This is a genomic window from Pseudomonas sp. NPDC098740 (assembly GCF_044760065.1).
Classification (GTDB): Bacteria; Pseudomonadota; Gammaproteobacteria; order Pseudomonadales; family Pseudomonadaceae; genus Aquipseudomonas; species Aquipseudomonas rossensis.
The window spans coordinates 98,307-120,488 of sequence record NZ_JBIWAM010000009.1 but is presented as its reverse complement, the minus strand read 5'-3'; the positions used below and the strand labels follow the sequence as shown (position 1 = coordinate 120,488).

The 22,182-nt window shown below is 59.0% G+C and carries 26 protein-coding genes; 11 read left to right on the top strand and 15 right to left on the bottom strand.

Features of this window, described 5'->3' with window-relative positions:
* Positions 1 to 96 precede the first annotated feature (96 nt).
* On the top strand, positions 97 to 516 hold the full coding sequence (locus ACIQU2_RS13870; RefSeq protein WP_347803624.1) for an organic hydroperoxide resistance protein: 420 nt from the start codon (positions 97 to 99) through the stop codon (positions 514 to 516).
* 34 nt (positions 517 to 550) lie between these two features.
* Positions 551 to 1,564 carry an alpha/beta hydrolase gene (locus ACIQU2_RS13865; RefSeq protein WP_347803623.1) on the top strand — a complete coding sequence of 338 codons (1,014 nt, stop codon included), beginning with the start codon at positions 551 to 553 and terminating at the stop codon, positions 1,562 to 1,564.
* A 164-nt stretch (positions 1,565 to 1,728) separates the two neighbouring features.
* On the opposite strand, the gene ACIQU2_RS13860 is transcribed toward ACIQU2_RS13865, so the two are convergent.
* Positions 1,729 to 2,298: an elongation factor P gene (locus tag ACIQU2_RS13860; RefSeq protein WP_028619992.1), complete on the bottom strand. Its 570-nt coding sequence runs from the start codon at positions 2,296 to 2,298 to the stop codon at positions 1,729 to 1,731.
* A 48-nt stretch (positions 2,299 to 2,346) separates the two neighbouring features.
* On the bottom strand, positions 2,347 to 3,489 hold the full coding sequence (gene earP / locus ACIQU2_RS13855; protein WP_347803622.1) for an elongation factor P maturation arginine rhamnosyltransferase EarP: 1,143 nt from the start codon (positions 3,487 to 3,489) through the stop codon (positions 2,347 to 2,349).
* Between the two features lie 124 nt (positions 3,490 to 3,613).
* Between earP and ACIQU2_RS13850 the strand changes: the two genes are divergently transcribed.
* Together ACIQU2_RS13850 and ACIQU2_RS13845 are read left to right on the top strand one after the other, a co-directional pair.
* On the top strand, positions 3,614 to 4,024 hold the full coding sequence (locus tag ACIQU2_RS13850; RefSeq protein ID WP_347803621.1) for a hypothetical protein: 411 nt from the start codon (positions 3,614 to 3,616) through the stop codon (positions 4,022 to 4,024).
* Between the two features lie 14 nt (positions 4,025 to 4,038).
* Positions 4,039 to 4,521 carry a GreA/GreB family elongation factor gene (locus tag ACIQU2_RS13845; RefSeq protein ID WP_347803620.1) on the top strand — a complete coding sequence of 161 codons (483 nt, stop codon included), beginning with the start codon at positions 4,039 to 4,041 and terminating at the stop codon, positions 4,519 to 4,521.
* Positions 4,522 to 4,530: 9 nt separating this feature from the next.
* Here the strand turns inward: ACIQU2_RS13845 and cysB are convergent, their stop codons facing one another.
* From cysB to ACIQU2_RS13820, 5 genes are all read right to left on the bottom strand, one after another.
* Positions 4,531 to 5,505, bottom strand: a complete 975-nt coding sequence (cysB, locus tag ACIQU2_RS13840) for an HTH-type transcriptional regulator CysB (RefSeq protein WP_008148549.1) — start codon at positions 5,503 to 5,505, stop codon at positions 4,531 to 4,533.
* 113 nt (positions 5,506 to 5,618) lie between these two features.
* Positions 5,619 to 6,122, bottom strand: a complete 504-nt coding sequence (locus ACIQU2_RS13835) for a universal stress protein (RefSeq protein ID WP_129436980.1) — start codon at positions 6,120 to 6,122, stop codon at positions 5,619 to 5,621.
* Positions 6,123 to 6,216: 94 nt separating this feature from the next.
* Positions 6,217 to 7,122: a 5'-nucleotidase gene (locus tag ACIQU2_RS13830; RefSeq protein ID WP_008148545.1), complete on the bottom strand. Its 906-nt coding sequence runs from the start codon at positions 7,120 to 7,122 to the stop codon at positions 6,217 to 6,219.
* A gap of 25 nt (positions 7,123 to 7,147) precedes the next feature.
* Positions 7,148 to 8,104: a putative 2-dehydropantoate 2-reductase gene (locus tag ACIQU2_RS13825; RefSeq protein ID WP_403141503.1), complete on the bottom strand. Its 957-nt coding sequence runs from the start codon at positions 8,102 to 8,104 to the stop codon at positions 7,148 to 7,150.
* Positions 8,101 to 8,487 carry a thioredoxin family protein gene (locus tag ACIQU2_RS13820; protein ID WP_403141500.1) on the bottom strand — a complete coding sequence of 129 codons (387 nt, stop codon included), beginning with the start codon at positions 8,485 to 8,487 and terminating at the stop codon, positions 8,101 to 8,103. The genes ACIQU2_RS13825 and ACIQU2_RS13820 overlap by 4 nt, the downstream gene beginning before the upstream one ends.
* On the opposite strand from ACIQU2_RS13820, the gene ACIQU2_RS13815 reads away from it, so the two are divergent.
* On the top strand, positions 8,486 to 8,929 hold the full coding sequence (locus ACIQU2_RS13815; RefSeq protein ID WP_347803617.1) for a PilZ domain-containing protein: 444 nt from the start codon (positions 8,486 to 8,488) through the stop codon (positions 8,927 to 8,929). The genes ACIQU2_RS13820 and ACIQU2_RS13815 overlap by 2 nt on opposite strands.
* 182 nt (positions 8,930 to 9,111) lie before the next feature.
* Positions 9,112 to 10,188: a 3-deoxy-7-phosphoheptulonate synthase gene (locus ACIQU2_RS13810; RefSeq protein WP_007899930.1), complete on the top strand. Its 1,077-nt coding sequence runs from the start codon at positions 9,112 to 9,114 to the stop codon at positions 10,186 to 10,188.
* A 71-nt stretch (positions 10,189 to 10,259) separates the two neighbouring features.
* Here the strand turns inward: ACIQU2_RS13810 and ACIQU2_RS13805 are convergent, their stop codons facing one another.
* Positions 10,260 to 10,547, bottom strand: coding sequence for a GNAT family N-acetyltransferase (locus ACIQU2_RS13805; RefSeq protein WP_008057026.1), 288 nt, complete (start codon positions 10,545 to 10,547; stop codon positions 10,260 to 10,262).
* Positions 10,548 to 11,185: 638 nt separating this feature from the next.
* Between ACIQU2_RS13805 and oprI the strand changes: the two genes are divergently transcribed.
* Positions 11,186 to 11,437 (top strand): outer membrane lipoprotei OprI, encoded by a 252-nt coding sequence (oprI, locus tag ACIQU2_RS13800; RefSeq protein WP_002553018.1) that lies wholly within the window; start codon positions 11,186 to 11,188, stop codon positions 11,435 to 11,437.
* Positions 11,438 to 11,561: 124 nt separating this feature from the next.
* Here the strand turns inward: oprI and ACIQU2_RS13795 are convergent, their stop codons facing one another.
* The 3 genes from ACIQU2_RS13795 to ACIQU2_RS13785 form a co-directional block, all read right to left on the bottom strand.
* Positions 11,562 to 12,536 carry a L,D-transpeptidase family protein gene (locus tag ACIQU2_RS13795; protein WP_403141492.1) on the bottom strand — a complete coding sequence of 325 codons (975 nt, stop codon included), beginning with the start codon at positions 12,534 to 12,536 and terminating at the stop codon, positions 11,562 to 11,564.
* Between the two features lie 102 nt (positions 12,537 to 12,638).
* Entirely contained in the window at positions 12,639 to 12,932 is a 294-nt protein-coding gene (locus tag ACIQU2_RS13790; RefSeq protein ID WP_123432651.1) for a hypothetical protein, read from the bottom strand.
* Between the two features lie 56 nt (positions 12,933 to 12,988).
* Positions 12,989 to 13,594 (bottom strand): arylesterase, encoded by a 606-nt coding sequence (locus ACIQU2_RS13785; protein WP_309674568.1) that lies wholly within the window; start codon positions 13,592 to 13,594, stop codon positions 12,989 to 12,991.
* A gap of 10 nt (positions 13,595 to 13,604) precedes the next feature.
* On the opposite strand from ACIQU2_RS13785, the gene ACIQU2_RS13780 reads away from it, so the two are divergent.
* The 3 genes from ACIQU2_RS13780 to greB are packed head-to-tail and all read left to right on the top strand — an operon-like array spanning position 13,605 to position 17,324.
* Positions 13,605 to 14,288 (top strand): ABC transporter ATP-binding protein, encoded by a 684-nt coding sequence (locus ACIQU2_RS13780; RefSeq protein ID WP_033057202.1) that lies wholly within the window; start codon positions 13,605 to 13,607, stop codon positions 14,286 to 14,288.
* Positions 14,288 to 16,792: an ABC transporter permease gene (locus tag ACIQU2_RS13775; protein WP_403141484.1), complete on the top strand. Its 2,505-nt coding sequence runs from the start codon at positions 14,288 to 14,290 to the stop codon at positions 16,790 to 16,792. Before ACIQU2_RS13780 ends, ACIQU2_RS13775 begins: the two co-directional genes overlap by 1 nt.
* 34 nt (positions 16,793 to 16,826) lie before the next feature.
* The gene (greB, locus tag ACIQU2_RS13770; protein ID WP_008148506.1) at positions 16,827 to 17,324 is read left to right on the top strand and encodes a transcription elongation factor GreB; all 498 of its coding nucleotides are present in this window, start codon (positions 16,827 to 16,829) and stop codon (positions 17,322 to 17,324) included.
* 18 nt (positions 17,325 to 17,342) lie between these two features.
* Here the strand turns inward: greB and ACIQU2_RS13765 are convergent, their stop codons facing one another.
* The 3 genes from ACIQU2_RS13765 to ACIQU2_RS13755 all read right to left on the bottom strand — a co-directional run bounded on the left by ACIQU2_RS13765 (position 17,343) and on the right by ACIQU2_RS13755 (position 19,858).
* Positions 17,343 to 17,651, bottom strand: coding sequence for a class I SAM-dependent methyltransferase (locus tag ACIQU2_RS13765; RefSeq protein ID WP_403141480.1), 309 nt, complete (start codon positions 17,649 to 17,651; stop codon positions 17,343 to 17,345).
* Between the two features lie 247 nt (positions 17,652 to 17,898).
* Positions 17,899 to 18,333 (bottom strand): DoxX family protein, encoded by a 435-nt coding sequence (locus ACIQU2_RS13760; RefSeq protein WP_095128917.1) that lies wholly within the window; start codon positions 18,331 to 18,333, stop codon positions 17,899 to 17,901.
* Between the two features lie 103 nt (positions 18,334 to 18,436).
* Entirely contained in the window at positions 18,437 to 19,858 is a 1,422-nt protein-coding gene (locus ACIQU2_RS13755; RefSeq protein WP_403141477.1) for a transglycosylase SLT domain-containing protein, read from the bottom strand.
* A 236-nt stretch (positions 19,859 to 20,094) separates the two neighbouring features.
* Between ACIQU2_RS13755 and ACIQU2_RS13750 the strand changes: the two genes are divergently transcribed.
* On the top strand, positions 20,095 to 20,901 hold the full coding sequence (locus tag ACIQU2_RS13750) for a TatD family hydrolase (RefSeq protein WP_347803610.1): 807 nt from the start codon (positions 20,095 to 20,097) through the stop codon (positions 20,899 to 20,901).
* Between the two features lie 42 nt (positions 20,902 to 20,943).
* Here ACIQU2_RS13750 and ACIQU2_RS13745 read toward each other — a convergent pair whose 3' ends face one another.
* Positions 20,944 to 22,173: an acyl-CoA dehydrogenase gene (locus ACIQU2_RS13745; protein WP_033057213.1), complete on the bottom strand. Its 1,230-nt coding sequence runs from the start codon at positions 22,171 to 22,173 to the stop codon at positions 20,944 to 20,946.
* Between the last annotated feature and the right edge of the window lie 9 nt (positions 22,174 to 22,182).

Sequence of the window (22,182 nt, the reverse complement as noted above, 5' to 3'; positions counted from 1 at the left end):
ATTGCGCGCTAAATATTCACGAGCTACATTTATTTCGCACTTACTTAGCGCACAAACATTTAGCGCGAAATAACCAAACTCGAATGAGGCTTACACATGCAAACTCTCTACACCGCTATCGCAACTTCCACCGGTGGCCGTGACGGTCGTGCGGTTTCCAGCGACAACATCCTCGACGTCAAACTCGCCACACCCAAAGAACTCGGTGGTGCTGGCGGTGCAGCGACCAACCCTGAGCAACTGTTCGCAGCCGGCTACTCCGCCTGCTTCATCGGCGCGCTGAAATTCGTGGCCAGCCAGACCAAACGCAAAATCCCGGACGACGCTTCGATCACCGCCCATGTCGGCATCGGCCAGATCCCTGGCGGTTTCGGCCTCGACATCGACCTGCACATCAGCTTGCCGGGTTTTGAACACGCCGATGCACAAAGCCTGGTCGACGCTGCACACCAGGTCTGCCCGTACTCCAACGCCACCCGTGGCAACGTCGATGTGCGCCTGCACGTTACCGTCTAACCGCTGATTCCCAGGCCCGAACCAGGAAACGAACATGAGCACTTTCAGTAAAGTCTTGACCGGTCCCCTTCTCGCCTTGTCCATTAACAGCGCGTTCGCGGGTGAAGGTGTTGAACACAACACCCAGGGGTTCCTCGACGTTCTGAATGCCGGTACCGGTAAACCGATGGAACAACTCACCCCTAAAGAAGCCCGCGCCGTGCTGGTCGGCGCGCAGGCCGGGGTGAAACTGACGCTGCCAAAAGCCGATGTCAGCGAGAAGACCATTCAAGTCGACGGCCAACCGCTCAACCTGACCATCGTCCGGCCGGCCGGGGTCAAAGGTCCGCTGCCCGTGTTCATGTTCTTTCACGGCGGTGGCTGGGTGCTGGGGGATTTCCCGACCCATGAACGTCTGGTTCGGGACTTGGTTACCGGTTCGGGGGCGGCGGCAGTGTTCGTCAATTACACCCCGTCGCCGGAAGCGCATTACCCGGTGGCGATCAACCAGGCTTACGCCGCAACCAAATGGGTGGCCGAGCACGGTAAAGAGATCAACGTCGACGGCAAACGTCTGGCCGTGGCCGGCAACAGCGTCGGCGGCAACATGGCGGCAGTGGTTGCGCTGATGGCCAAAGACAAAGGCACGCCAGCGATCAGGTTCCAGGTGCTGCTGTGGCCGGTGACTGACGCCAGCTTCGAGACGGCGTCCTACAACCAGTTTGCCGAGGGGCACTTCCTCACCAAAAACATGATGAAGTGGTTCTGGGACAACTACACCACAGATGCCAAACAGCGTAACGAGATCTATGCCTCGCCGTTGCGGGCAACCACCGCGCAACTCAAGGGCCTGCCACCTGCCCTGGTGCAGACCGCCGGCGCCGACGTGCTGCGCGATGAAGGCGAAGCCTACGCCCGCAAACTCGACGAGGCTGGGGTGCCGGTCACGGCGGTGCGCTACAACGGCATGATCCACGACTATGGTTTGCTTAACGTGGTGAGCCAGGTGCCAGCGGTGCGTTCGGCGATGCTTCAAGCCTCTGAAGAGCTCAAGCAACACCTGAAATAAAGCAAAAGATCGCAGCCTCGTTGCACTCGACAGCTCCTACATTGGTTTTGTATTCCCCTGTAGGAGCTGTCGAGTGCAACGAGGCTGCGATCTTTTGATCTTGATCTTCGGCCACAAAAAAAGCCCGACTCGATGGTCGGGCTTTTTCATTCCTGAAGCAGTGCTTATTTAGCACGGCCTTTGTAGGAACCGCCTTCGCGGGTATCGATCTCGATCTTGTCACCGATTTCGATAAAGTCAGCAACTTGCAGCTCAGTACCGTTGCTCAGCTTGGCAGGCTTCATCACCTTGCCGGAAGTGTCGCCGCGAGCCGAACCTTCGGTGTAGTCAACTACACGCACGATGGTGGTCGGCAGCTCTACGGAAACCAGACGCTCTTCGAAGAAGATCGCTTCGCAAACATCGGTCATGCCTTCTTCAACGAAAGGCAGAACGGCTTCGATGTCTTCAGCGTTCAGCTCGTACATGGTGTAGTCGGTGGTATCCATGAACGTGTAGGTGTCGCCGCTGATGAAGGACAGGGTCGCTTCTTTGCGGTCGAGGATTACGTCGTCCAGCTTGTCGTCGGCGCTGTAAACGATCTCGGTCTTGTAACCGGTCAGCAGGTTTTTCAGCTTGGTCTTCATGATCGCGCTGTTACGACCAGACTTGGTGAATTCAGCTTTCTGAACCAGCCAAGGATCGTTTTCGAGACGGATCACGGTACCGGGTTTCAGTTCTTTACCAGTTTTCATTGCGAATATCCGAATTTGGATGGGATTTACAAAAATCTAGGCCGCGTATCATATCCAATTTACATAAAACTGTACCAGCGCTGCGGCAAGATCTGCCTGCAAAGCCTGTTCCAGACACCACGCTTCGGCGTGTTTTTGCAGTTCTGGCCAGTGTTTTCGGGTCGATTGCCAGTGCCCGGTAATATTGTCACCCGCATTCCACGCCCGCCAAAGACCGCTGATCGCCTCGCGGGCAGGCTCCGACAGGCCGTGGGTGTACAGCGCGAGGAAGGCGTCGAGCTTGTCCAGATGGATGTCTTCGTCCTGCTGATAGATGTGCCAGAGCAGCGGCCGGCCCGCCCATTGGGCGCGGACAAAGGAATCTTCGCCGCGCACGGCATTGAAATCGCAGCACCAGAGCAGGTGATCGTATTGATCCTGCCGGACGAACGGCAGCACTTGCACGGTCAATTCACCGCGCACATGCAGCGCGCCGGCCACCAGACCGTCCACACCGAGCCAACGTTCGACATCCCCAAGAATCCGACCTTCGGGCACTAGCAGATGCGTGGGCGTAGAGTCGGCAGCCATTGCCTCGAGCCAACTGGCCAGCCCGTTATTTTCGTAGGCAAATAGCGAGATCAACTGCGCACCTTGCGCGCGATCAATCCCTAAACCTTGCAGGAATTCTCGCTGGGCCTCGGGGTTTTGCTGAAACTGCTGACGACGCTCAAGCAATCCGCTTTCCCGCAGCAAGCCACCGGTGCCCTTCTGAAACCCCGGGAAGAAAAAGAATTTTTGTACGCTCTTATATTTCACCGACGGCAAGCCGTGGCAGCCGACGATCCAGTCCTCGGCACTCAGATAGTCGAGATTCATCCATAGCGGCGGTTTTTCCCGCTCGGCCATGGCCTCCATGTAAGCACTCGGCAATTGGCAGGCGAACGCGGCGATCACCACATCAGCGGCTTCAGTCGGCTGCCAGTCGGTCGTCCACTGACACACTTCGACGCCCTGCTGCCATTGCTGTGAGGCGTTGATGTCGATTTCCGGACACAAGCGTTCGAAGGCCCGCAGATCATCGACCCACAAACGCACCGCCACCGAATGTTCGGCCACCAGCTGTCGGGCCAGACGCCAGGTCACGCCGATGTCGCCAAAGTTGTCGACCACCGCGCAGAAAATATCCCAGCGGGCTTTCATTTCAGGCATTCCAGGCTCCCGTTGGCAAAGGCGCCGATTGTCCTCATAAATTACCCCGTGCAGAAGAGCCGACGGCGATTAATCTTCATGCGACAATCGCCACTCGCCCGCAACCACCCGCCAGGAGGCAGCCATGCCCTACCGTCCCAACCCGCGCCGCCCGTTGCCAATCCAGCTAAACGCCTTGCAACTGACCGGCAGCATTGCCCTGGGTGTGTGGCTGGGGTTTATCGCGATCGCGCTGACGTGCTGGCTCACCTCCCGACTGTTGTTCAACGAGCAACTGGCGCCTGTGGCGGCAGCGGTCGAGCAACTGGCCAAACCACCGGTGGTGGTGCAACCGGTGCCGGATATTCCGCCTCAGAGCCCGTTGTTCGAACAGTACGAAGAGAACCTGCGCAAGAACGAGCAGCAGCAAAGGCTTGATCAGGCCCGCAGCAACAACCGCAATCTATCGAACCCCAAATGCCAGTTCTGGTTACAACAGGACCAGACTGCACCGAGCGAAAAAAGCCGCGCCAACGTCCAGCAATTCTGCGATTGATCATGAATCTCTCTATGCACAAGCCGACCGTCCACCAACTGATTCTCGACAAGCTGCGGATCGACCTCGACATCGCCGAACGCGCCGCACAAACCGCTTACGAAACCGCGACCCACGAAGAAAACATCGCCGAGAACAAGTACGACACGCTCGGTCTGGAGGCGTCTTATCTGGCAGCCGGGCAGGCCAAACGGGTGGAAGAAATCAGGCACTCACTGACGCTTTGCCAGAACCAGGCGCTGCGCCCTTATGATGATCAGCGCGGCATCGAAGTCGGTGCCCTGCTCGGTCTGAAAGACGAAAAGGGTCGTGAGCAATGGTTGTTTCTGGCCCCCGACGCGGCGGGCTTGAAGGTCGACCTGGTGGGGCAATGGATTACCGTCATCACCCCCCGCTCACCGCTGGGTAAAAGCCTGCTGGGCAAGTTCGAAGGGGACGAGGTGGAGATTCAGGTGGCGGGTGCTCGGCAACAGTTTTCTGTTACCGAGGTGGTCTAACGCGGGAGATTAATGCACCGGCAGTTCGACACCGTCGAACAGCTCTTCCAGTTCCTGCTTGTTGTGGCACTGGATGGCCTTGGCCATGACTTCGCGGGTCAGGTGCGGGGCGAACTTCTCGATGAAGTCGCACATGAAGCCACGCAAGAACGTGCCGCGACGGAAACCGATTTTAGTAATGCTGGATTCGAACAAGTCGCTGGCATCAAGCATGACCAGGTCGCTATCGAGTTTGGCATCGACCGCCATTTTCGCCACGATACCCACGCCCAGACCCAGGCGAACGTACGTCTTGATCACGTCGGCGTCGGCGGCGGTGAACACCACTTTCGGCGTCAGGCCGCGATGACTGAACGCTTCGTCGAGTTTCGAGCGGCCTGTGAAACCGAATACGTACGTCACGATCGGGTATTCAGCCAGGGCTTCCAGGGTCAGCTTCGACAGCTTGGTCAGCGGGTGGCCCTGAGGCACGACCACGCAGCGGTTCCAGCGATAGCACGGCATCATCACCAGATCACCGAACAGCTCCAGCGCTTCGGTGGCGATGGCGAAATCCACGGTGCCGTCAGCGGCCATTTCAGCGATCTGCATCGGCGAACCCTGGTGCATGTGCAGGGCAACGTCCGGGTATTGCTTGATGAAATTGCTGATCACCGGTGGCAACGCATAACGCGCCTGGGTGTGCGTGGTGGCGATCGACAGGGTGCCTTTCTTCTCGTTGGAGAATTCCTGGGCGATCTGCTTGATGCTTTCAACCTTGCGCAGGATCTCGCCAGCGGTGGTGATAATGCGCTCGCCGGCCGGGGTGACGCGGGTCAGGTGCTTGCCGCTGCGAGCGAAAACCTCAACCCCCAATTCGTCTTCCAGCAGACGGATCTGCTTACTGATGCCCGGTTGTGACGTGTAAAGGCTTTGGGCTGTAGCGGAAACGTTGAGGTCGTGGTGCGCCACTTCCCAGATGTAGCGCAATTGTTGAAGCTTCATATGAATCCCTCAAAGCAGGTAGACGCCACGGGCATCAGCGACGGTATATAACTATATTAATGGTTTGACGAATAAATCTAGAACTTTTTTATCAAACTGCCACTATTGGTGCTCTAACGATCCCCTTGGCGCCGACGCTCCACCAGCGGCACCAGATAGACCGGTACCCGAGACAGTTGCAGCACACGCGCTGCAGTCCGGCCCAAAGGCGTTTCCGCGCCAGCACCATGGCTATGACTACCTACGATCAACAAATCCACGGAGAGTTTCTGCGCCTGGTCGAGAATCACCTGTGACGGATCGCCTTGAAGCACCCGCACTGCTTTGATCCGCTCCAGGTCCTGCGACCCTTCATCCCCCAATTCTTCACGAAAGCTGTCGAGTACCCGCTGCTCGATGTTGGCAATCACCGTGTTCAAGCCTTGGCTGTGAAACTCATTCAACGCCTGCTCATCGAGGTAACTCTGAAGCACCGACTCGGCAAACAGCCCCATCGGTTCAACGGCGTGCACCACGTAGAGATCGGCATTGAATGTTCGCGCTAGCGCCAAGGCATGCTGCATCACCAAAGGTGCGTACAGGCCGAGGTCAGTGGCGTACAGCATCGAATGAATCATATGACCTCCTTGAGTGCCAACATGGCGGAGATTGATTCAGCTTAGCAGTGCCTTGGCGAGTACGACGTTTCGCGTAACGCGTTGAACCGTGGGCTTAAACCTTTTGCTCGTTGCTTATGCCGTGCGGCACGTGGCCAGTGGCGACCACCTCGCGGGCCAACTCGCAATGACCGGCCTGATCGTCGAAAAACACGTCGGCGGCAAAGGCTTCGAGAAACGCCGACTTGGTCAGGCCGCCGAGAAACAGCGACTCGTCCAGACGAATGTCCCATTCGCGCAAGGTCCGGATCACTCGCTCGTGGGCGGGCGCCGATCGCGCCGTCACCAAGGCGGTGCGAATCGGACAAGCGTCTTCCGGGAATTCCCGTTGCAACAGATTGAGGGCGGCAAGGAAGCCTTTGAACGGCCCACCGCGCAATGGCTCGCGGGCGGCTTCACGCTCGCTGGCCTGAAACGCTTCCAGACCACCGGACTGATAGACGCGCTCCGACTCATCGGAAAACAGCACCGCGTCACCATCGAAGGCAATGCGCAATTCATCACTGGCCGCACGGCTGGCGCCACCCGACAGAATGGTCGCCGCGGCGAACCCGGCATCCAGTGCACTGCGCACGTCTTCGGCATGCGTCGAGAGAAACAGGTCGCAGCCAAACGCCTTCAGGTACGGATAAGGACTGCGTCCGCCGACAAACGCCGCGCGGGAAATCGCCAGGCCATAGTGGTGGATCGAATTGAACACCCGCAGGCCGGTGTCGGCACTGTTGCGCGACACCAGGATCACCTCGACCCGGGCGCGGCCAAGGCTGGTGTTCAAGTTGAGGAGTTTCTGCACCAACGGGAATGCATCACCGGGCTCGAGGATTTCGTCTTCGTGTTCGATCTGATATTGCCGATAGGCTTCGACACCGCTCGACAGATAGACCTTGTGGCTTTCGCTCAGGTCAAACAGCGCACGCGAAGAAATCGCCAGCACCAGTTTGTCGTCGATAGTTTTTGCCATGCCCTTCCCCCTCAGGATGATCGACTCAGGTATTACGTCGATCGATAAAACTCAAACTGCGATACAAGGCTTCGATTCGCGGCAACTCGCACCCTGCGGCCTTGGCTGCCGCCAGTGGCCGGGCGTAAATCGCATCCAGCTCAAGCGGTCGTTTGTGCAGAAAATCGTGGTACATGCTCGGCCAATAGTCCGGCATTTTCTCGGTCACCATGAACAGATGATCGGCATAACCGGCCGGTACGTCGTGACCGCAGGCGATTGCTCCCTGAACCACTTCAGCCATCAAAGCCTTGATCAGTTCCCGACTGTCGGCATCGGCCATCAACGGCGTGGTGCTTGCCCCGAGCAGAACCGACAGACCGTTGTAGGGGATATTCCAGACCAGTTTTTGCCAGCGTGCCTGATGCAGGTTCGCCATGGCCTGGGAATCGATGCCGGCGGCGCGGAACAGCCCGGCGCCCTCCTCGACAATCGCCATGCGCGCCTGCTCATCAGCTGCAGGGCCACTGTGATAGCCAACATTCACCGCGCCGAGCGCCTGATGGGTGATGACGCCTGGTCCGTCGCGATGAACGCAGATATAGCAGAGCCCACCGAGCACGTGCAGCGAATCAGGGAGCAACGCTCGCAGACTGTCTTCAACGTCCAGGCCATTTTGCATCAGCAGCACTTTCGCATCGGGGGCGGCGGCTTGAATGATCGTCGGTGCCAGTTGCGCGTTACTGGTGGTTTTCGCGCCCACCAGCAACCAGTCACAGGGCGGCATGTCTTCGGCCGTCGAATACGCCTGAACCGGATTCAACGTCAGCGCGCCGTGCACCGCACTGTCGAGCATCAACCCTCGCTCGGCCACCGCCGAAAACTCACTGCGCAACAGAAAGTGCACATCGAAACCGGCACGCGCCAGCATCAACCCGTAGAAACCGCCGATCGCGCCGGTTCCGATAATACCGATTGTCGGTTTGGTCACTGCCCCCATCATGGCAACTCCTCTGCAATTCGACTCAACGCCTGACCCACGGCTTCATTGAGCTCGGTGCGGGTCAGGCGCGATTTTAGTGCCCCGAAGAATTCGCCGTCGCGCACCACAAACAGCGCCGGCAAATGAAAAACCTGATAACGCTCGACCAGCCCGCCATTGTCCCCGGCATCGATCCAGCACAGCCGGTCGACGTCCAGGTCGAGTCGTGGCAATTGCTCACGGGCAAAACGGCAACTGGCGCAGCCGACGCTGGTGAAAATAACCAGCGACACACCGCTCATCGCCAGCAGCCGTTGGTCGGCGTCGAAATCAGTCAGTTCCAATTCGACCACTATACTGGGTGAAACAATGTCAGATGGCCGACACATGGAGTCCGTGTTCATGGGACGTTTTATTCCTCACCCTGACGATGTGCCCGTCGAATTAACGTTGCTCAAACCTGAGTGTATTTCACGGCAACAGCTGCACACTATCAGCCTCGGGGGCATGGCTTGCAATTATCACCGGGCGTGGCGCCACGGTACGGCGCTGGAAATTCGCATGCCGACCTTGAACCCCGACATGCGTTTTCTGGGCTATGTAGCCTGGTGCCTGCGACGCAAACGCGGTTATCTGGTAGGCATTGCCTTCGTTGACGAACAGATGATGTTCAGTGCCCGGATGGGCGAGCAGGTGTGCCAGATCGAACGTTACTGCCGCCTGCATGATGCGCATGACGATCTGCAGGAAACTCAGGCCCTGGCCCTCGAATGGGTCCAGGAGCATGCCGACGAGTTCTCTCACGACACGGTTCGCAGGGCATTTGCACAAGTTGTGCTGGATTAGGAGGGGCATTCTCAATGGGGTTCCCCGCGCAAACTAATTGAGAATGCCCCTTAAACCGGTGTCTGCCCATTGTCGAGCCACGGTGTAACGCGCTAAGGTTCTGCTCCCCGACGCGCTTAATTTGCTGTGCTCCGCCGCGCGGGTTCGCTGGCGGCCGGCACCCGTGACCTGACGAGTAAACGATGGCTGATTTACCGATCAACGACCTAAACGTCGCCTCCAACGAGACGCTGATCACTCCCGATCAGCTCAAGCGTGATATCCCTCTGAGCGACGCTGCCCTGCGCACTGTCACCAAGGGCCGCGAAGTCATTCGCAACATTCTTGATGGCACCGACCACCGCCTGTTTGTTGTCATCGGGCCTTGCTCGATCCACGACATCAAGGCTGCCCATGAATACGCCGAGCGCCTGAAGGCACTTGCGGCCGAAGTGTCCGATACCCTGTATCTGGTCATGCGCGTGTATTTCGAGAAGCCACGCACCACCGTCGGCTGGAAAGGTTTGATCAACGATCCGTACCTGGACGACTCCTTCAAGATTCAGGACGGTCTGCACATCGGTCGTCAATTGTTGCTGGACCTGGCCGAGATGGGCCTGCCGACCGCAACTGAAGCCCTCGACCCGATCTCCCCGCAGTACCTGCAGGACCTGATCAGTTGGTCGGCCATCGGTGCGCGCACCACCGAATCCCAGACTCACCGTGAAATGGCCTCCGGCCTGTCCTCGGCAGTCGGCTTCAAGAACGGCACCGATGGCGGCCTGACGGTCGCTATCAACGCCCTGCAATCGGTTTCCAGCCCTCACCGCTTCCTGGGCATCAACCAGGAAGGTGGTGTGTCGATCGTCACCACCAAGGGCAATGCCTACGGTCACGTAGTACTGCGCGGCGGCAACGGCAAGCCGAACTACGATTCGGTCAGCGTCGCGCTCTGCGAGCAAGCGCTGAACAAAGCGAAGATCAAGCCGAACATCATGGTCGATTGCAGCCACGCCAACTCCAACAAGGACCCGGCCCTGCAACCGCTGGTGATGGAGAACGTCGCCAACCAGATCCTCGAAGGCAACCAGTCGATCATCGGCCTGATGGTCGAAAGTCACCTGAACTGGGGCTGCCAGGCAATCCCGAAAGACCTCGCCGACCTGCAATACGGCGTGTCGATCACCGATGCCTGCATCGACTGGACCGCCACCGAAAATACCTTGCGCAGCATGCATGCCAAGCTCAAGGACGTGCTGCCGAAACGCGATCGCAGCTGATCACTTTTCGCCGCACAAAAAAACGCCGGGCTTGACCCGGCGTTTTTTTATGCGTTCGATTCTTTGAAAGGTTACTGGCTCAGCTTGGCCGCATGCCGCTGGTGACGTTCCATGTAGCGCTCCACGTAGGAACACGATGGAATGACGGTGTAGCCCATTTCCTCAGCGTACTCCAGCGCCTTCTCGGTCAAGGCTGCCGCAATGCCGCGACCACGCAGTGCATTGGGCACAAAGGTGCGATAGATATCCAGGGTCTGTTTCCCCAGATCCATATAGGTCAGGTAGGCACGATGACCGTCCACATTGGTCTCGAACTGATGACCAGCCTGGTCATGGTGGATGGACAACGCCTCGCTCATCACTACTCCTCGCGGGTCTGGAATTCTGACCCCTACCTTACCGATGTTTTTCCGGCGAAGGAACATCTACGCCACCCCGTGCCTGAATGGACACCGAGAAGAGCCGCACCCATCTCGCGCAACCGAGCACGTATCAAATAGTAGGCGCCATTGGCAGAAATGCTCAAGATACGCTCGTCATCACGCGGGTTGGCGGGTGCTGCTCCGTAATACGCAGAGATGGCTCGACCGAATATCTCTGAAGGTCGATAGCCTGAACATTGCCGGATATTGAGACTTAAGACGAGCGCCCTTTGTTAAAGTCACCTCAACATGGAGAAAGATATGAGAGGCGCCACGCAAATTCCGAACAAAAGTGTAGACGAATCCATCTAGACAGACTTTAGCCGAGACTCGGAAAAGAGCTGTGAGCGAGCGAAACTTTTTTTCGGCGCCTCGCTCAGCTCGGGCCTCCCAGCTGGATACTTTTTAAACAATGCAGTTAAAAGTTGCTCGAAAAAGAATCAACGCCTACAATTTTTTTTGCTTCTTGCTATACGTCAGTTTACTTACGACAAGTAATGGGTAGTATGTACGCCGGCTATTTCCTCACTCTGAGGAGACAGCTACTTAATAGAAAGTCCTTGAAGGGGAACACGATGAACAACGTTCTGAAATTCTCTGCTCTGGCTCTGGCCGCAGTTCTGGCTACCGGTTGCAGCAGCGTATCGAAAGAAACCGAAGCACGTCTGACAGCTACTGAAGACGCAGCTGCTCGCTCCCAGGCTCGTGCAGACGAAGCTTACCGTAAAGCTGATGAAGCTCTGGCTGCTGCTCAAAAAGCACAACAGACTGCTGACGAAGCTAACGAGCGTGCTCTGCGCATGCTGGACAAAGCTAGCCGCAAGTAATAATCCTTCGGGATTGTTATCAAGCCGACCCATTTTTTGGGTCGGCTTTTTTATTGCCCGGGGTTTTGTCCAGGCCATAAAAAACCCGCCGGCGCAGTCAGCGTCGGCGGGTTCTGTTCAAGCATTACTGCAGCGGGTCGATCGGTGCACTCGTCACCATCGGCGCGGAAGCACTATTCGGCACTCCGATTTCCACCGGCAGGCCATCTTCAGCGGCAACCACGTCGCGCACTACATCCCAGTTCATGCGCAGGTTGTTGGTGATGTCCTCACGCTTGAGCATCGCATTGATCACCGCGGTGTGCTTGTCGACTACAGAGGGGTTGCCCTTGTCGTCCAGCGGTGTGTGCGCTTCCAGATACACTTTGCCGCCACTGACGCCGAATTTGTACGGATCGCTGACGATGCGTACCGACGTACCTACCGGCACCATGCCCGCCATCTCCAGCACGTTGTTGTTGAACATGCGGAAGCAACCGTGGCTGGTGCGCATGCCGATGCCGAACTTCTTGTTCGAACCGTGGATCAGGTAGCCCGGCGTGCCCAGCGTGAATTTGAACGGCCCCAACGGGTTGTCCGGGCCTGCCGGCACCACATTCGGCAGCGGATCTCCATCGGCAAGGTGCTCGGCCTTGATCGACGCTGGAGGGGTCCAAGTCGGGTTCGGCGTCTTGGCGATGATGCTGGTATGGGCAATCGGCGAGCCCCAGCCTTCACGGCCGATACCCAGCGGGAAGGTGTACACCACGTTCCGGCCTTTCGGGAAGTAATAGAGGCGGTATTCAGCCAGGTTGATGACGATGCCTTCACGCGGACCCGGCGGCAGGATGAAGCGCGTCGGCAGCACCACTTCGGTGCCAGCGCCCGGCAACCATGGATCGACGCCAGGGTTGGCCGCGACCATTTCCGAATAGCCCAGATCGTAGGTGGTGCCAAGGTCGGCGAAGGTGTCTTCGTACTTGGCCTTGATCACCTGGACCTGACCGATGATGTCTTCACCGGGCGGTGGCAGGGGCAGCTCCAATGCTGCTACGGGACCCGCCACACAAAGGGCGGCGAGAGACAGGTAGCGGGTGACGGCAGGAAAGCGCGGCAACATCCGGAAAATCCTTCGCATGATCGACAAGGGTGTAAAAACGAGATTGTACACCGGCGCCTGGAAAATCGGGGAGTTGACCGATAGCAAGCACTGTATCGGGTTCTAAAGCTCGAAACGCAGCTCTGGCCAGATCGGCGATGTACCGCGTTTTTGCGATTCCAGAATGGCCCGGCACAGCGAACACAGGCGCTGGTCCTGGAACACTCGGCGTTCGACGCTTGACCAGCGCGGTTGTGCTGGCAGCAGGCTGCCGCACAAGGTCCGGTCCGCCGAGCCGCCCAGCTCCAGCTGACGGGTCACCAGATGTACCCGCACTTCCTGGCAGGCGAACAGATCCAGCTGTTCGTCAGGCTCGATCAGTTGGTAGGCAAAAAGTGACCAGGCGGGACGCGGCATCGGGGGCTCCAAATCGGGGGCGCCACCTTAGCCGAAACACCGCCGCTAGAAAAGCGTCAAAGCAGCGGTTTCAGTGTAGGCCAGACATTTTCCAGTAACTTGTCCTGAGCCCCGGCAGCCGGGTGCAGCCCGTCGGCTTGCATCAAGTCTGGATGACCGCCCACGCCGTCGAGAAAAAACGGCACCAGCGGGATCTTTTTCTCCTCGGCCAGCGTGCTGTAGACCTTCGCGAAGGCCTCGGTATACCGAACGCCGTAGTTGGGTGGCAATTGCATGCCGAGCAGCAGCACCTTGGCGCCACTGGCGCGGGAGCTGTCGATCATTGCTGCAAGGTTTTGTTGCAATTGCGTTGGCAGCAATCCACGCAGCCCGTCGTTACCGCCCAACTCGAGGATCACCAGCTCAGGCTTATGCTCTGCAAGCAGCGCAGGCAGGCGCGCCTGGCCTCCGGCACTGGTGTCGCCGCTGATGGACGCATTGACCACCTTATCGTCGAAACCTTCGCGCTTGAGCCGTTGCTCGAGCAGGGATACCCACCCCAACCGGGTATCCAGCCCGAAACCGGCGCTGATACTATCGCCAACGATCAGGACTGTACCCGCCGCTGCGTTCTGGGCCATGCACATCAAGGCCAGGCCAGCACTCAAAAACCACACACGCATCGGATTCTCCATGGGCGCAAGCATTCTCACCGCGAAGAACCTCAGCAAAGTGGTTCCCAGCGCGGAAGGTGAACTGACTATCCTGCACGAACTCAGCCTGGAACTGAACAAGGGCGACAGCCTGGCCATCGTTGGCGCCTCCGGTTCCGGCAAGTCCACCCTCCTCGGCTTGCTCGCTGGCCTCGACCTGCCGAGCAGCGGCGACGTCACCCTCGCCGGGCAAGCCCTGAGCAATCTCGATGAAGACCAACGCGCACGTATCCGGGCCGAGCATGTTGGGTTTGTGTTTCAGTCATTTCAACTGCTCGACAGTCTCAACGCCCTGGAAAACGTCATGCTGCCGCTGGAACTCGATGGCCGTAAAGACGCCCGTGAACGCGCCACCGAGCTGCTGCAACGGGTCGGCCTGGGCCAGCGGCTAACCCATTCGCCACGCCAGCTTTCGGGTGGCGAACAGCAGCGCGTGGCGATTGCCCGTGCGTTTGCCGCAGAACCCGATGTGCTGTTCGCCGACGAACCCACCGGCAACCTCGACAGCCACACCGGCGAGCGCATCAGCGATCTGCTGTTCGAACTCAACCAGGAACGCGGTACAACCCTGGTGCTGGTGACCCACGACGAACGCCTGGCACATCGCTGCCGGCGTCTGATCCGCCTTGAAGCCGGCCTGCTGGTCGCCCCTCTGGAGCCTTGATGGCACGCCTGCCGCTGTTGCGCCTGTTCAGTCTTGCCATCCGCCAACTGCTGCGCGACGCCCGCGCCGGTGAGTTGCGTGTGTTGTTTTTTGCCTTGCTGGTGGCCGTTGCGGCAAGTACCGCCATCGGCTACTTCGGCGCCCGCCTGAACGGCGCCATGATGCTGCGCGCCACCGAGTTTCTCGGTGCCGACTTGCTGCTTGAAGGCAGCTCTCCCGCGCGACCCGAACAGATTAAAAGCGGCACGGAGCTGGGCCTCGAACACGCTCAAGTGGTGGAGTTTTCCAGCGTCATCGCCACTGACAGTGGCATTCAGTTGTCCAGCATCAAAGCTGCCGACGCCGTCTACCCACTGCGAGGCGAACTGAAAAGTGCCCCGGCGCCCTTCGCCCCGGAAGAACCCGGTGGCGGACCGAAACCCGGTGAAGCCTGGGTTGAAGCACGACTGCTGACCGCGCTGGACCTGAAGATCGGCGACAGCATCGACGTCGGCATTCGAACCCTCAAACTGGCGCGAGTGCTGACCTACGAACCGGACCGCGCCGGCAATTTCTACAGCCTGACGCCGCGGGTGCTGATCAACCTCAGCGACCTCGCGGCGACCGGCGTGGTGCAACCCGGCAGCCGGGTCAGTTACCGCGAACTCTGGCGCGGTAAAGCCGAGGCGCTGGAAACCTATCGTCAATTGATCAAACCCGGCCTGGCCGCCAACCAGCGTCTTCAGGATGCCCGCGATGGCAACCGACAGATCGGCGGCGCCCTGGGCAAGGCCGAGCGTTACTTGAACATGGCCAGTCTGGTGGCGGTTCTGCTGTCCGGTGTGGCGGTGGCGCTGTCGGCGACGCGCTTCGCCACCCGCCGATTCGATGCCAGTGCATTGCTGCGTTGCCTGGGGCTGTCCCGACGGGAAACCATGGTGCTGTTCAGTTTGCAGCTGACGGTGCTCGGACTGCTCGCCAGTATCAGCGGCGCGCTGATCGGCTGGTTCGCGCAGCTGGGTCTGTTCGCGCTGCTGCATGATTTATTACCGACCGACGTTCCACCGGGCGGTCTGTTTCCTGCCATTGCCGGGATCGGTACCGGATTGGTGGCGTTGGCCGGTTTTGCCTTGCCGCCACTGGCGGCACTGGGCCGGGTTCCGCCATTGCGGGTATTGCGTCGGGACATGCTGCCAATTCCCTCTAGCACCTGGATGGTTTACGGCGCGGCATTGGGCGCCCTCGGGCTGATCATGTGGCGTCTGAGCCTGGATCTGGTGTTGACCTTCGCCCTGCTCGGTGGTGGTGTAATCGCAGCATTGGTGCTTGGCGGCTTGCTGTTGTTGCTTCTGAAGAGTCTGCGCCGAATGCTGGCGCGCGCCTCTTTGCCGTGGCGCCTCGGGCTGGGCCAATTGCTGCGTCATCCACTGGCGGCCGCGGGGCAATCCCTGGCCTTCGGTTTGATTCTGCTGTCCATGGCGCTGATTGCATTGCTGCGCGGCGAGTTGCTGGACACCTGGCAGAACCAGCTACCGAAAAACGCGCCCAACTATTTCGCGCTTAACATTCTGCCGGCGGACAAACAGGCGTTCATCGATCGCCTGATCAAATTGTCGGCGCAATCGGCGCCGCTATACCCGGTGGTACCTGGACGGCTGATCAGCGTCAACGGCGAGCCGGTGCAGGAAGTCGTCAGCAAGGATTCGGCCGGTGATCGAGCGATCCAGCGCGACCTGAGCCTGACCTGGGCGGCGGATTTGCCGGCGGGCAACAAACTCACTGCGGGCAACTGGTGGGCCGAACAGACACCGGACGAAATACCCGGCGTATCGGTAGAAGGTAAAGTCGCCGAAAGCCTGAAGCTCAAGCTCGGCGATCACATGGTGTTTACCGTGGGCGGCGTCAATCGCGAAGCGAAAGTCACCAGCCTGCGGGAGATCAACTGGGACAACTTCCAGCCTAACTTCTTCATGATCTTCCAGCCCGGCACACTGAAGGATCTGCCGGCGACCTACCTGACCAGTTTTTATCTGGCGGCCGGTCATGATCAGCAGATCGTGGATCTGTCCCGGGCGTTTCCGGCGGTGACCATCTTGCAAGTCGAAGCCTTGCTCGAACAACTGCGCAGCATCCTCGCCCAAGTCACCCTGGCGGTGGAATACGTGCTGTTGTTCGTGTTGGCGGCGGGGATGGCGGTGTTGTTTTCAGGCTTGCAAGCGACGCTCGATGAACGCATTCGCCAAGGTGCCTTGTTGCGAGCGCTAGGGGCCGAGCGGCAACTGTTGGTCAAGGCCCGGCGGATTGAGTTCGGTTTGCTTGGAGCGGTCAGCGGCTTGTTGGCAGCGCTGGGTTCGGAACTGGTGAGTATGGTGCTCTACCGCTACGCCTTCGACCTGCCGTGGCACCCGCATCCGTGGTTGCTGGTATTGCCGCTGATCGGCGCGGTGTTGATCGGAGGGGCCGGCGTGTTCGGCACACGTCGCGCGCTGAACGCCAGCCCCCTGACAGTCTTGCGCGAGGGTTGATAGACTCAAGTTCTCTCTACCACAAGAAGTTGCCATGAGCCGTTATCGCCCTCCCCGCACCGCTGGCACCGCGCTGATCACCCCCGAAGGTGAAGCGCGGATGCGGGCCGAGTTTCATGAGCTCTGGCATGTTCGGCGGCCGCAGGTCACACAGTCGGTCAGCGAGGCCGCGGCTCAGGGCGATCGCTCGGAAAACGCCGAATACACCTACGGCAAAAAGATGCTGCGCGAGATCGACAGTCGCGTACGTTTTCTCACCAAGCGGCTGGAAGCGCTCAAAGTCGTCAGCGAAAAACCGAGCGATCCGAACAAGGTCTATTTTGGCGCCTGGGTCACGATCGAAGACGAGGACGGCAAAGAATCGCGCTACCGGATTGTCGGGCCGGATGAACTGGACTTGAAACAGGGCCTGATCAGCATCGACTCACCGCTGGCCCGCGCCCTGATCGGCAAGGCGCTGGACGCCGAGGTTCGGGTCCAGACACCGACTGGTGAGCAATGCGTGTATATCGTGGCGATCGACTATCTTTGAGCCGCAGTGCTCTAAGCCTCAACGACGGGTAATCAGCCCCTGTCGGGCAACGCGAGTCAATTGCTTGATCACTTCGGGGGCGTCCTCGAGGCTGGGCGATTGAATCACCGCCAGATCGAAACTGTCGCTGGCAAATCGAGCCAGCGATTCACCCTCTTCGACAAACATGATCAGGAAGGCCGCAGGCCCACCGGTGCGACGTGGCCAGCCATCGAGATAACGCAAAAGTGTCGGCTGATGTTTGCCGCCAAGCAGGATTTTTGGATTGCGCTGGGTGAGGTGTGCCGTGATCGGCGCGGGGCGTATAACGGGGCTTAATGCATTCATTGTGTCGTGTCTCGGCCTCAAAAGTCTGCATGGCAGGTGAGAGGCAACACCGAACCAGCGCTTTAGCGGTATTTCGAAGCCTGTTTCAAGCTTCTATCGGTAACTGAATGAGTCACCTGGCGCCCCGCAAGTAGCTGTTTAAATCGGCGCATGGGCAGCATCCTAGAGAAGCTGACCGGACAGTGTCAAGAATGACGAGCAACAAAAAGGCCCGTGCAATGCGGGCCTTTTCATTGAGCCAGAGCGGTCAGCCAGCGATAGCGCGGTCAGCCGAGAGCTTGCCGGCGCCTTCGATCAGCACCGCGATGCTGCCGCCGAGCAGGGCCAGGGCGAATTCATAACCGTTGTTGGCCATGAACAGACCGTTAGGAAGATGCACCGAAAAGATTGCCACCAGCGAAAGGAAGGTCAGGCCGAGGGCTGCCGGGCGAACCAGCAAGCCAATGATCAATGCCAGACCGGCGAAGAACTCAGTACCACCGGCCAGCGTCGCCATCAGATAGCCCGGTGCCAGGCCGATGCTTTCCATGTACTGCGCAGTGCCCGCCAGACCGTAACCACCGAACGCCCCGAAAAGTTTTTGCGAGCCGTGGGCAGCGAAGATGATGCCGACGAAAATCCGCAAGACAGTCAGGCCGTAGCCGGCGCGGGTAAACAGTACCTTGTTGATCAGTGTGCTCATGCTGTGTCATCCGTTGTCAGTGTGTGTTGGTTGGCCGCTATATTAATCAGTAAATCTCATGTTAAAAGCGCAATAAATTCGCCATAACAATCAGTTTATTCGATTATTTACGTGAGGCAACTTTTTGCCCCTGGGGCTCCAACGACTCCCGCTCCCGATCGAACGCCAGGTAATACTTGTTCACGCTATTAACATAGCTGACGGCGCCCATTCCCACCTGCTCCATGGCGATGCGTTCGACCTGGAAAAACCACTGATTGGGATTCAAACCGCGCCGACGAGCCTCGGCACGCATGCCCTGAACCCGCTCCGGCCCCATGTTGTAGGCCGCCAGCACGAACGCCATGCGCTCGCGCTCGTTGAGTTTGGGGCTGGCAAAGAACTTGCGGCGGATCATCGCCAGGTACTTGGCCCCAGCCTGCACATTGGCGTCGAGATTCTGAATGTTGTTGACCCCCACTCGCTGGGCGGCGGACGGGGTGATCTGCATCAGGCCGGTAGGGCCGCTGCCACTGCGGGCATTGGGTTGCAGGGCCGATTCCTTGAACGCCAGGGCCGCCAGATTCAACCAGTCCATGCCTTGGGCTTCAGCGTGCTTCTGCAGCACAGGCCGAAGTTTCTCGAGGCGCTGCCGATCAGCCTTGGCCAATGGATAGTGCACTTGATACAGGCGTCGATAGATCCGCAGGAACGCGGCATCCTGATCCGATGGTTTTTTGTAACCGGTCAGGAAGCGATCAATGCTCGCGCGCAACATTGAGGCGTCGCGGCGCACGAACCAGAATTCTTCGCCCGGTTCACTGATGAGCACCTGCCGATCGAAACGCAATTTGGGCAGAATCTTTCCCCAGCGCTCGGCAATGGGTTGTTCGACGATCGTCAGGTGAAAGATTCCGCCCTGGACCATCTCCAGCACATCCTCGACCGCCAGACTGGGATCGACCCACTCGATTGTCACCGGTGGCAGTTTAAGCAGCGCGAGCTTTTGATTGATCTGACTGACCGCGTCCCCGGCGGCACTGCCGGTGGGCAACGCCAAGGTTTTGCCAGAGAGTTGTTCGAGACGGGTGTAACGTCGCTCGCCTTTGATCCCGACCAATATCAACGGGATGTTGCTGGCAATCGGTTCACTGGTGCTGACCGCGTGGCCCGGTTGCAGGTCCAGCAATTCCCCCGGTGCAACCAGATCACCCTCGCCGCGCTGCAAAGCGCCGATCAGTTGATCCTTGCCCTTGGGAATGATCTTGAGGGTAATTTCCTGACCTTCACGGGCGTGACCGTTGAGGTACTGCTCGAAGGCACGCAAGCGGTGGTATTCAACCCCGATGGCCTGGCCCTGGACTTCGCCGGAGCTGTTGCGGCTTTGGTTGACCAGCACCCGCAGCACACGACTACTGCGGATTTCCGCCAAGTCGCGCACTTTGGTCGAAGGCACGGCTTGCAGCGGCCCGGCCAGACGCGCAACCGCCGGCATCGGCAGCAGCAACGAACAACACAGCAGTAGCAAAACCGAGGGACGTGTCATCCACTCTCCAGAAAGAATACTGGGCCGATCTCAAGAATTTTCATGAAATCGAACGACAGAAACAGAGCGCCTTGAGCGCTGGCAAAGTGCGAAAGACTGGCACAGTGATGGCACCTTTAGCCACCCTGACCTGTCTCGCGGCATCAAGAGACAGCTATAACTCATTGTAGTTCTTGGCTTTTCTTATAAATCTACAGCTCTGATATGCTTTCCGGCCTTTGGTCCGAGGTAGCACCATGCAACTCATCGATATCGGCGTCAACCTGACCAACCCCAGTTTTGCCGACAAACACCAGGCTGTACTCGACCGCGCCTACGCTGCCGGGGTCTGCCAATTGGTGCTCACCGGCACCAGTGTCGAGGGCAGCGAGCAGGCGCTGGAACTGTGCCGGCAACTGGACGAAACGGCTCAACGGCTGTTCGCCACCGCCGGCATTCATCCCCACTGCGCCAGCGACTGGAACGCCGACAGCGCCCAGCGTCTGCGCAGTTTGCTCAAGGAGCCAAACGTCGTGGCGGTGGGTGAATGCGGGCTGGATTTCAATCGTGATTTCTCGCCGCGCCCGCAGCAGGAAAAAGTCCTCGAAGAGCATCTGGCGATGGCGGTCGAGTTGCAATTACCGGTGTTCCTCCACGAGCGCGATGCCAGCCAGCGCTTGCTGGAGATCCTTCGCGATTACCGTGATCAATTGCCGGCCGCCGTGGTGCATTGCTTCACGGGCGAAAAGAAGGCGCTGTTCAGCTACCTCGATCTGGATTTGCACATCGGCATCACCGGCTGGATCTGCGATGAGCGCCGGGGCACGCACCTGCATCCGCTGGTGAAAGAGATCAAGCGGGGACGGTTAATGCTGGAGAGCGATGCGCCGTATCTGTTGCCGCGCAGTCTGCGACCCAAGCCGAAGAATGGTCGCAACGAACCGGCGTATCTGACCGAAGTGTTGCGGGAAGTGGCGTTGCATCGCGGGGAGAGCGAGGAAGATCTGGCCGCTCACAGCACGGCGTGTGCGCGAGCATTCTACGGGTTGCCAATGGTCGACTGACGAACCGAACCTGTGGGAGCGAGCTTGCTCGCTCCCACATTATCAGTGACTGCTGCGCATCATCTCTTTAGGCACGTACTTGCCGATCTCGAACTTGCCGATCGCCGCGCGGTGCACTTCGTCCGGGCCGTCGGCCAGGCGCAGGGTGCGTTGCATCGCATACATGTAGGCCAGTGGGAAATCGTTGGACACCCCTGCCCCGCCATGGATCTGGATCGCCCGGTCGATCACCCGCAAGGCCACGTTCGGTGCGACAACCTTGATCTGAGCGATTTCGCTTTTCGCAATCTTGTTGCCGACGGTGTCCATCATGTACGCCGCTTTCAACGTCAGCAGGCGTGCCATGTCGATTTCCATGCGCGAGTCGGCGATCTTGTCGATGTTGCCGCCCAGACGCGCCAAAGGTTTACCGAACGCAGTACGGGTTACCGCCCGCTTGCACATCAGTTCCAATGCACGTTCGGCCATGCCGATTGAACGCATGCAGTGGTGAATCCGACCCGGGCCAAGGCGACCCTGAGCGATTTCAAAGCCGCGTCCTTCGCCCAACAGGACGTTTTCGTACGGCACACGGACGTTTTCGAACAGCACTTCGGCATGGCCATGAGGTGCATCGTCGTAGCCGAACACTGGCAGCGGACGAACGATCTTCACACCCGGGGCATCCACCGGCACCAGAATCATCGAGTGCTGCGCATGACGCGGCGCGTCAGGATCGCTCAGGCCCATGAAGATCAGAATCTTGCAGCGTGGATCGCAGGCGCCTGAAGTCCACCATTTTTTGCCGTTGATCACCCACTCGTCACCATCACGCACCGCGCGGGCGGCCATGTTGGTGGCGTCGGACGAGGCCACGTCCGGTTCAGTCATGGCGAACGCCGAGCGGATCTCGCCGCGCAGCAACGGTTCGAGCCAGCGTTGCTTCTGCTCTTCGTTGGCGTAACGCACCAGCACTTCCATGTTCCCGGTGTCTGGCGCGGAGCAGTTGAACGGCTCGGGGCCCAGCAGCGAACGGCCCATGATTTCTGCCAACGGCGCGTATTCGAGGTTGGTCAGGCCGGCGCCGAGTTCGGACTCAGGCAGAAACAAATTCCACAAACCTTCAGCCTTGGCCTTGAGTTTGAGCTCCTCCATGATTGCGGTCGGCTGCCAGCGATCGCCCTCGGCGACCTGGCGCTCGAACACCGCTTCGGCGGGATAAACGTAGGTGTCCATGAACGCGGTCACGCGCTCACGCAGTTCTTGCACCTTGGGCGAATAAGCGAAATCCATGGGCAGCTC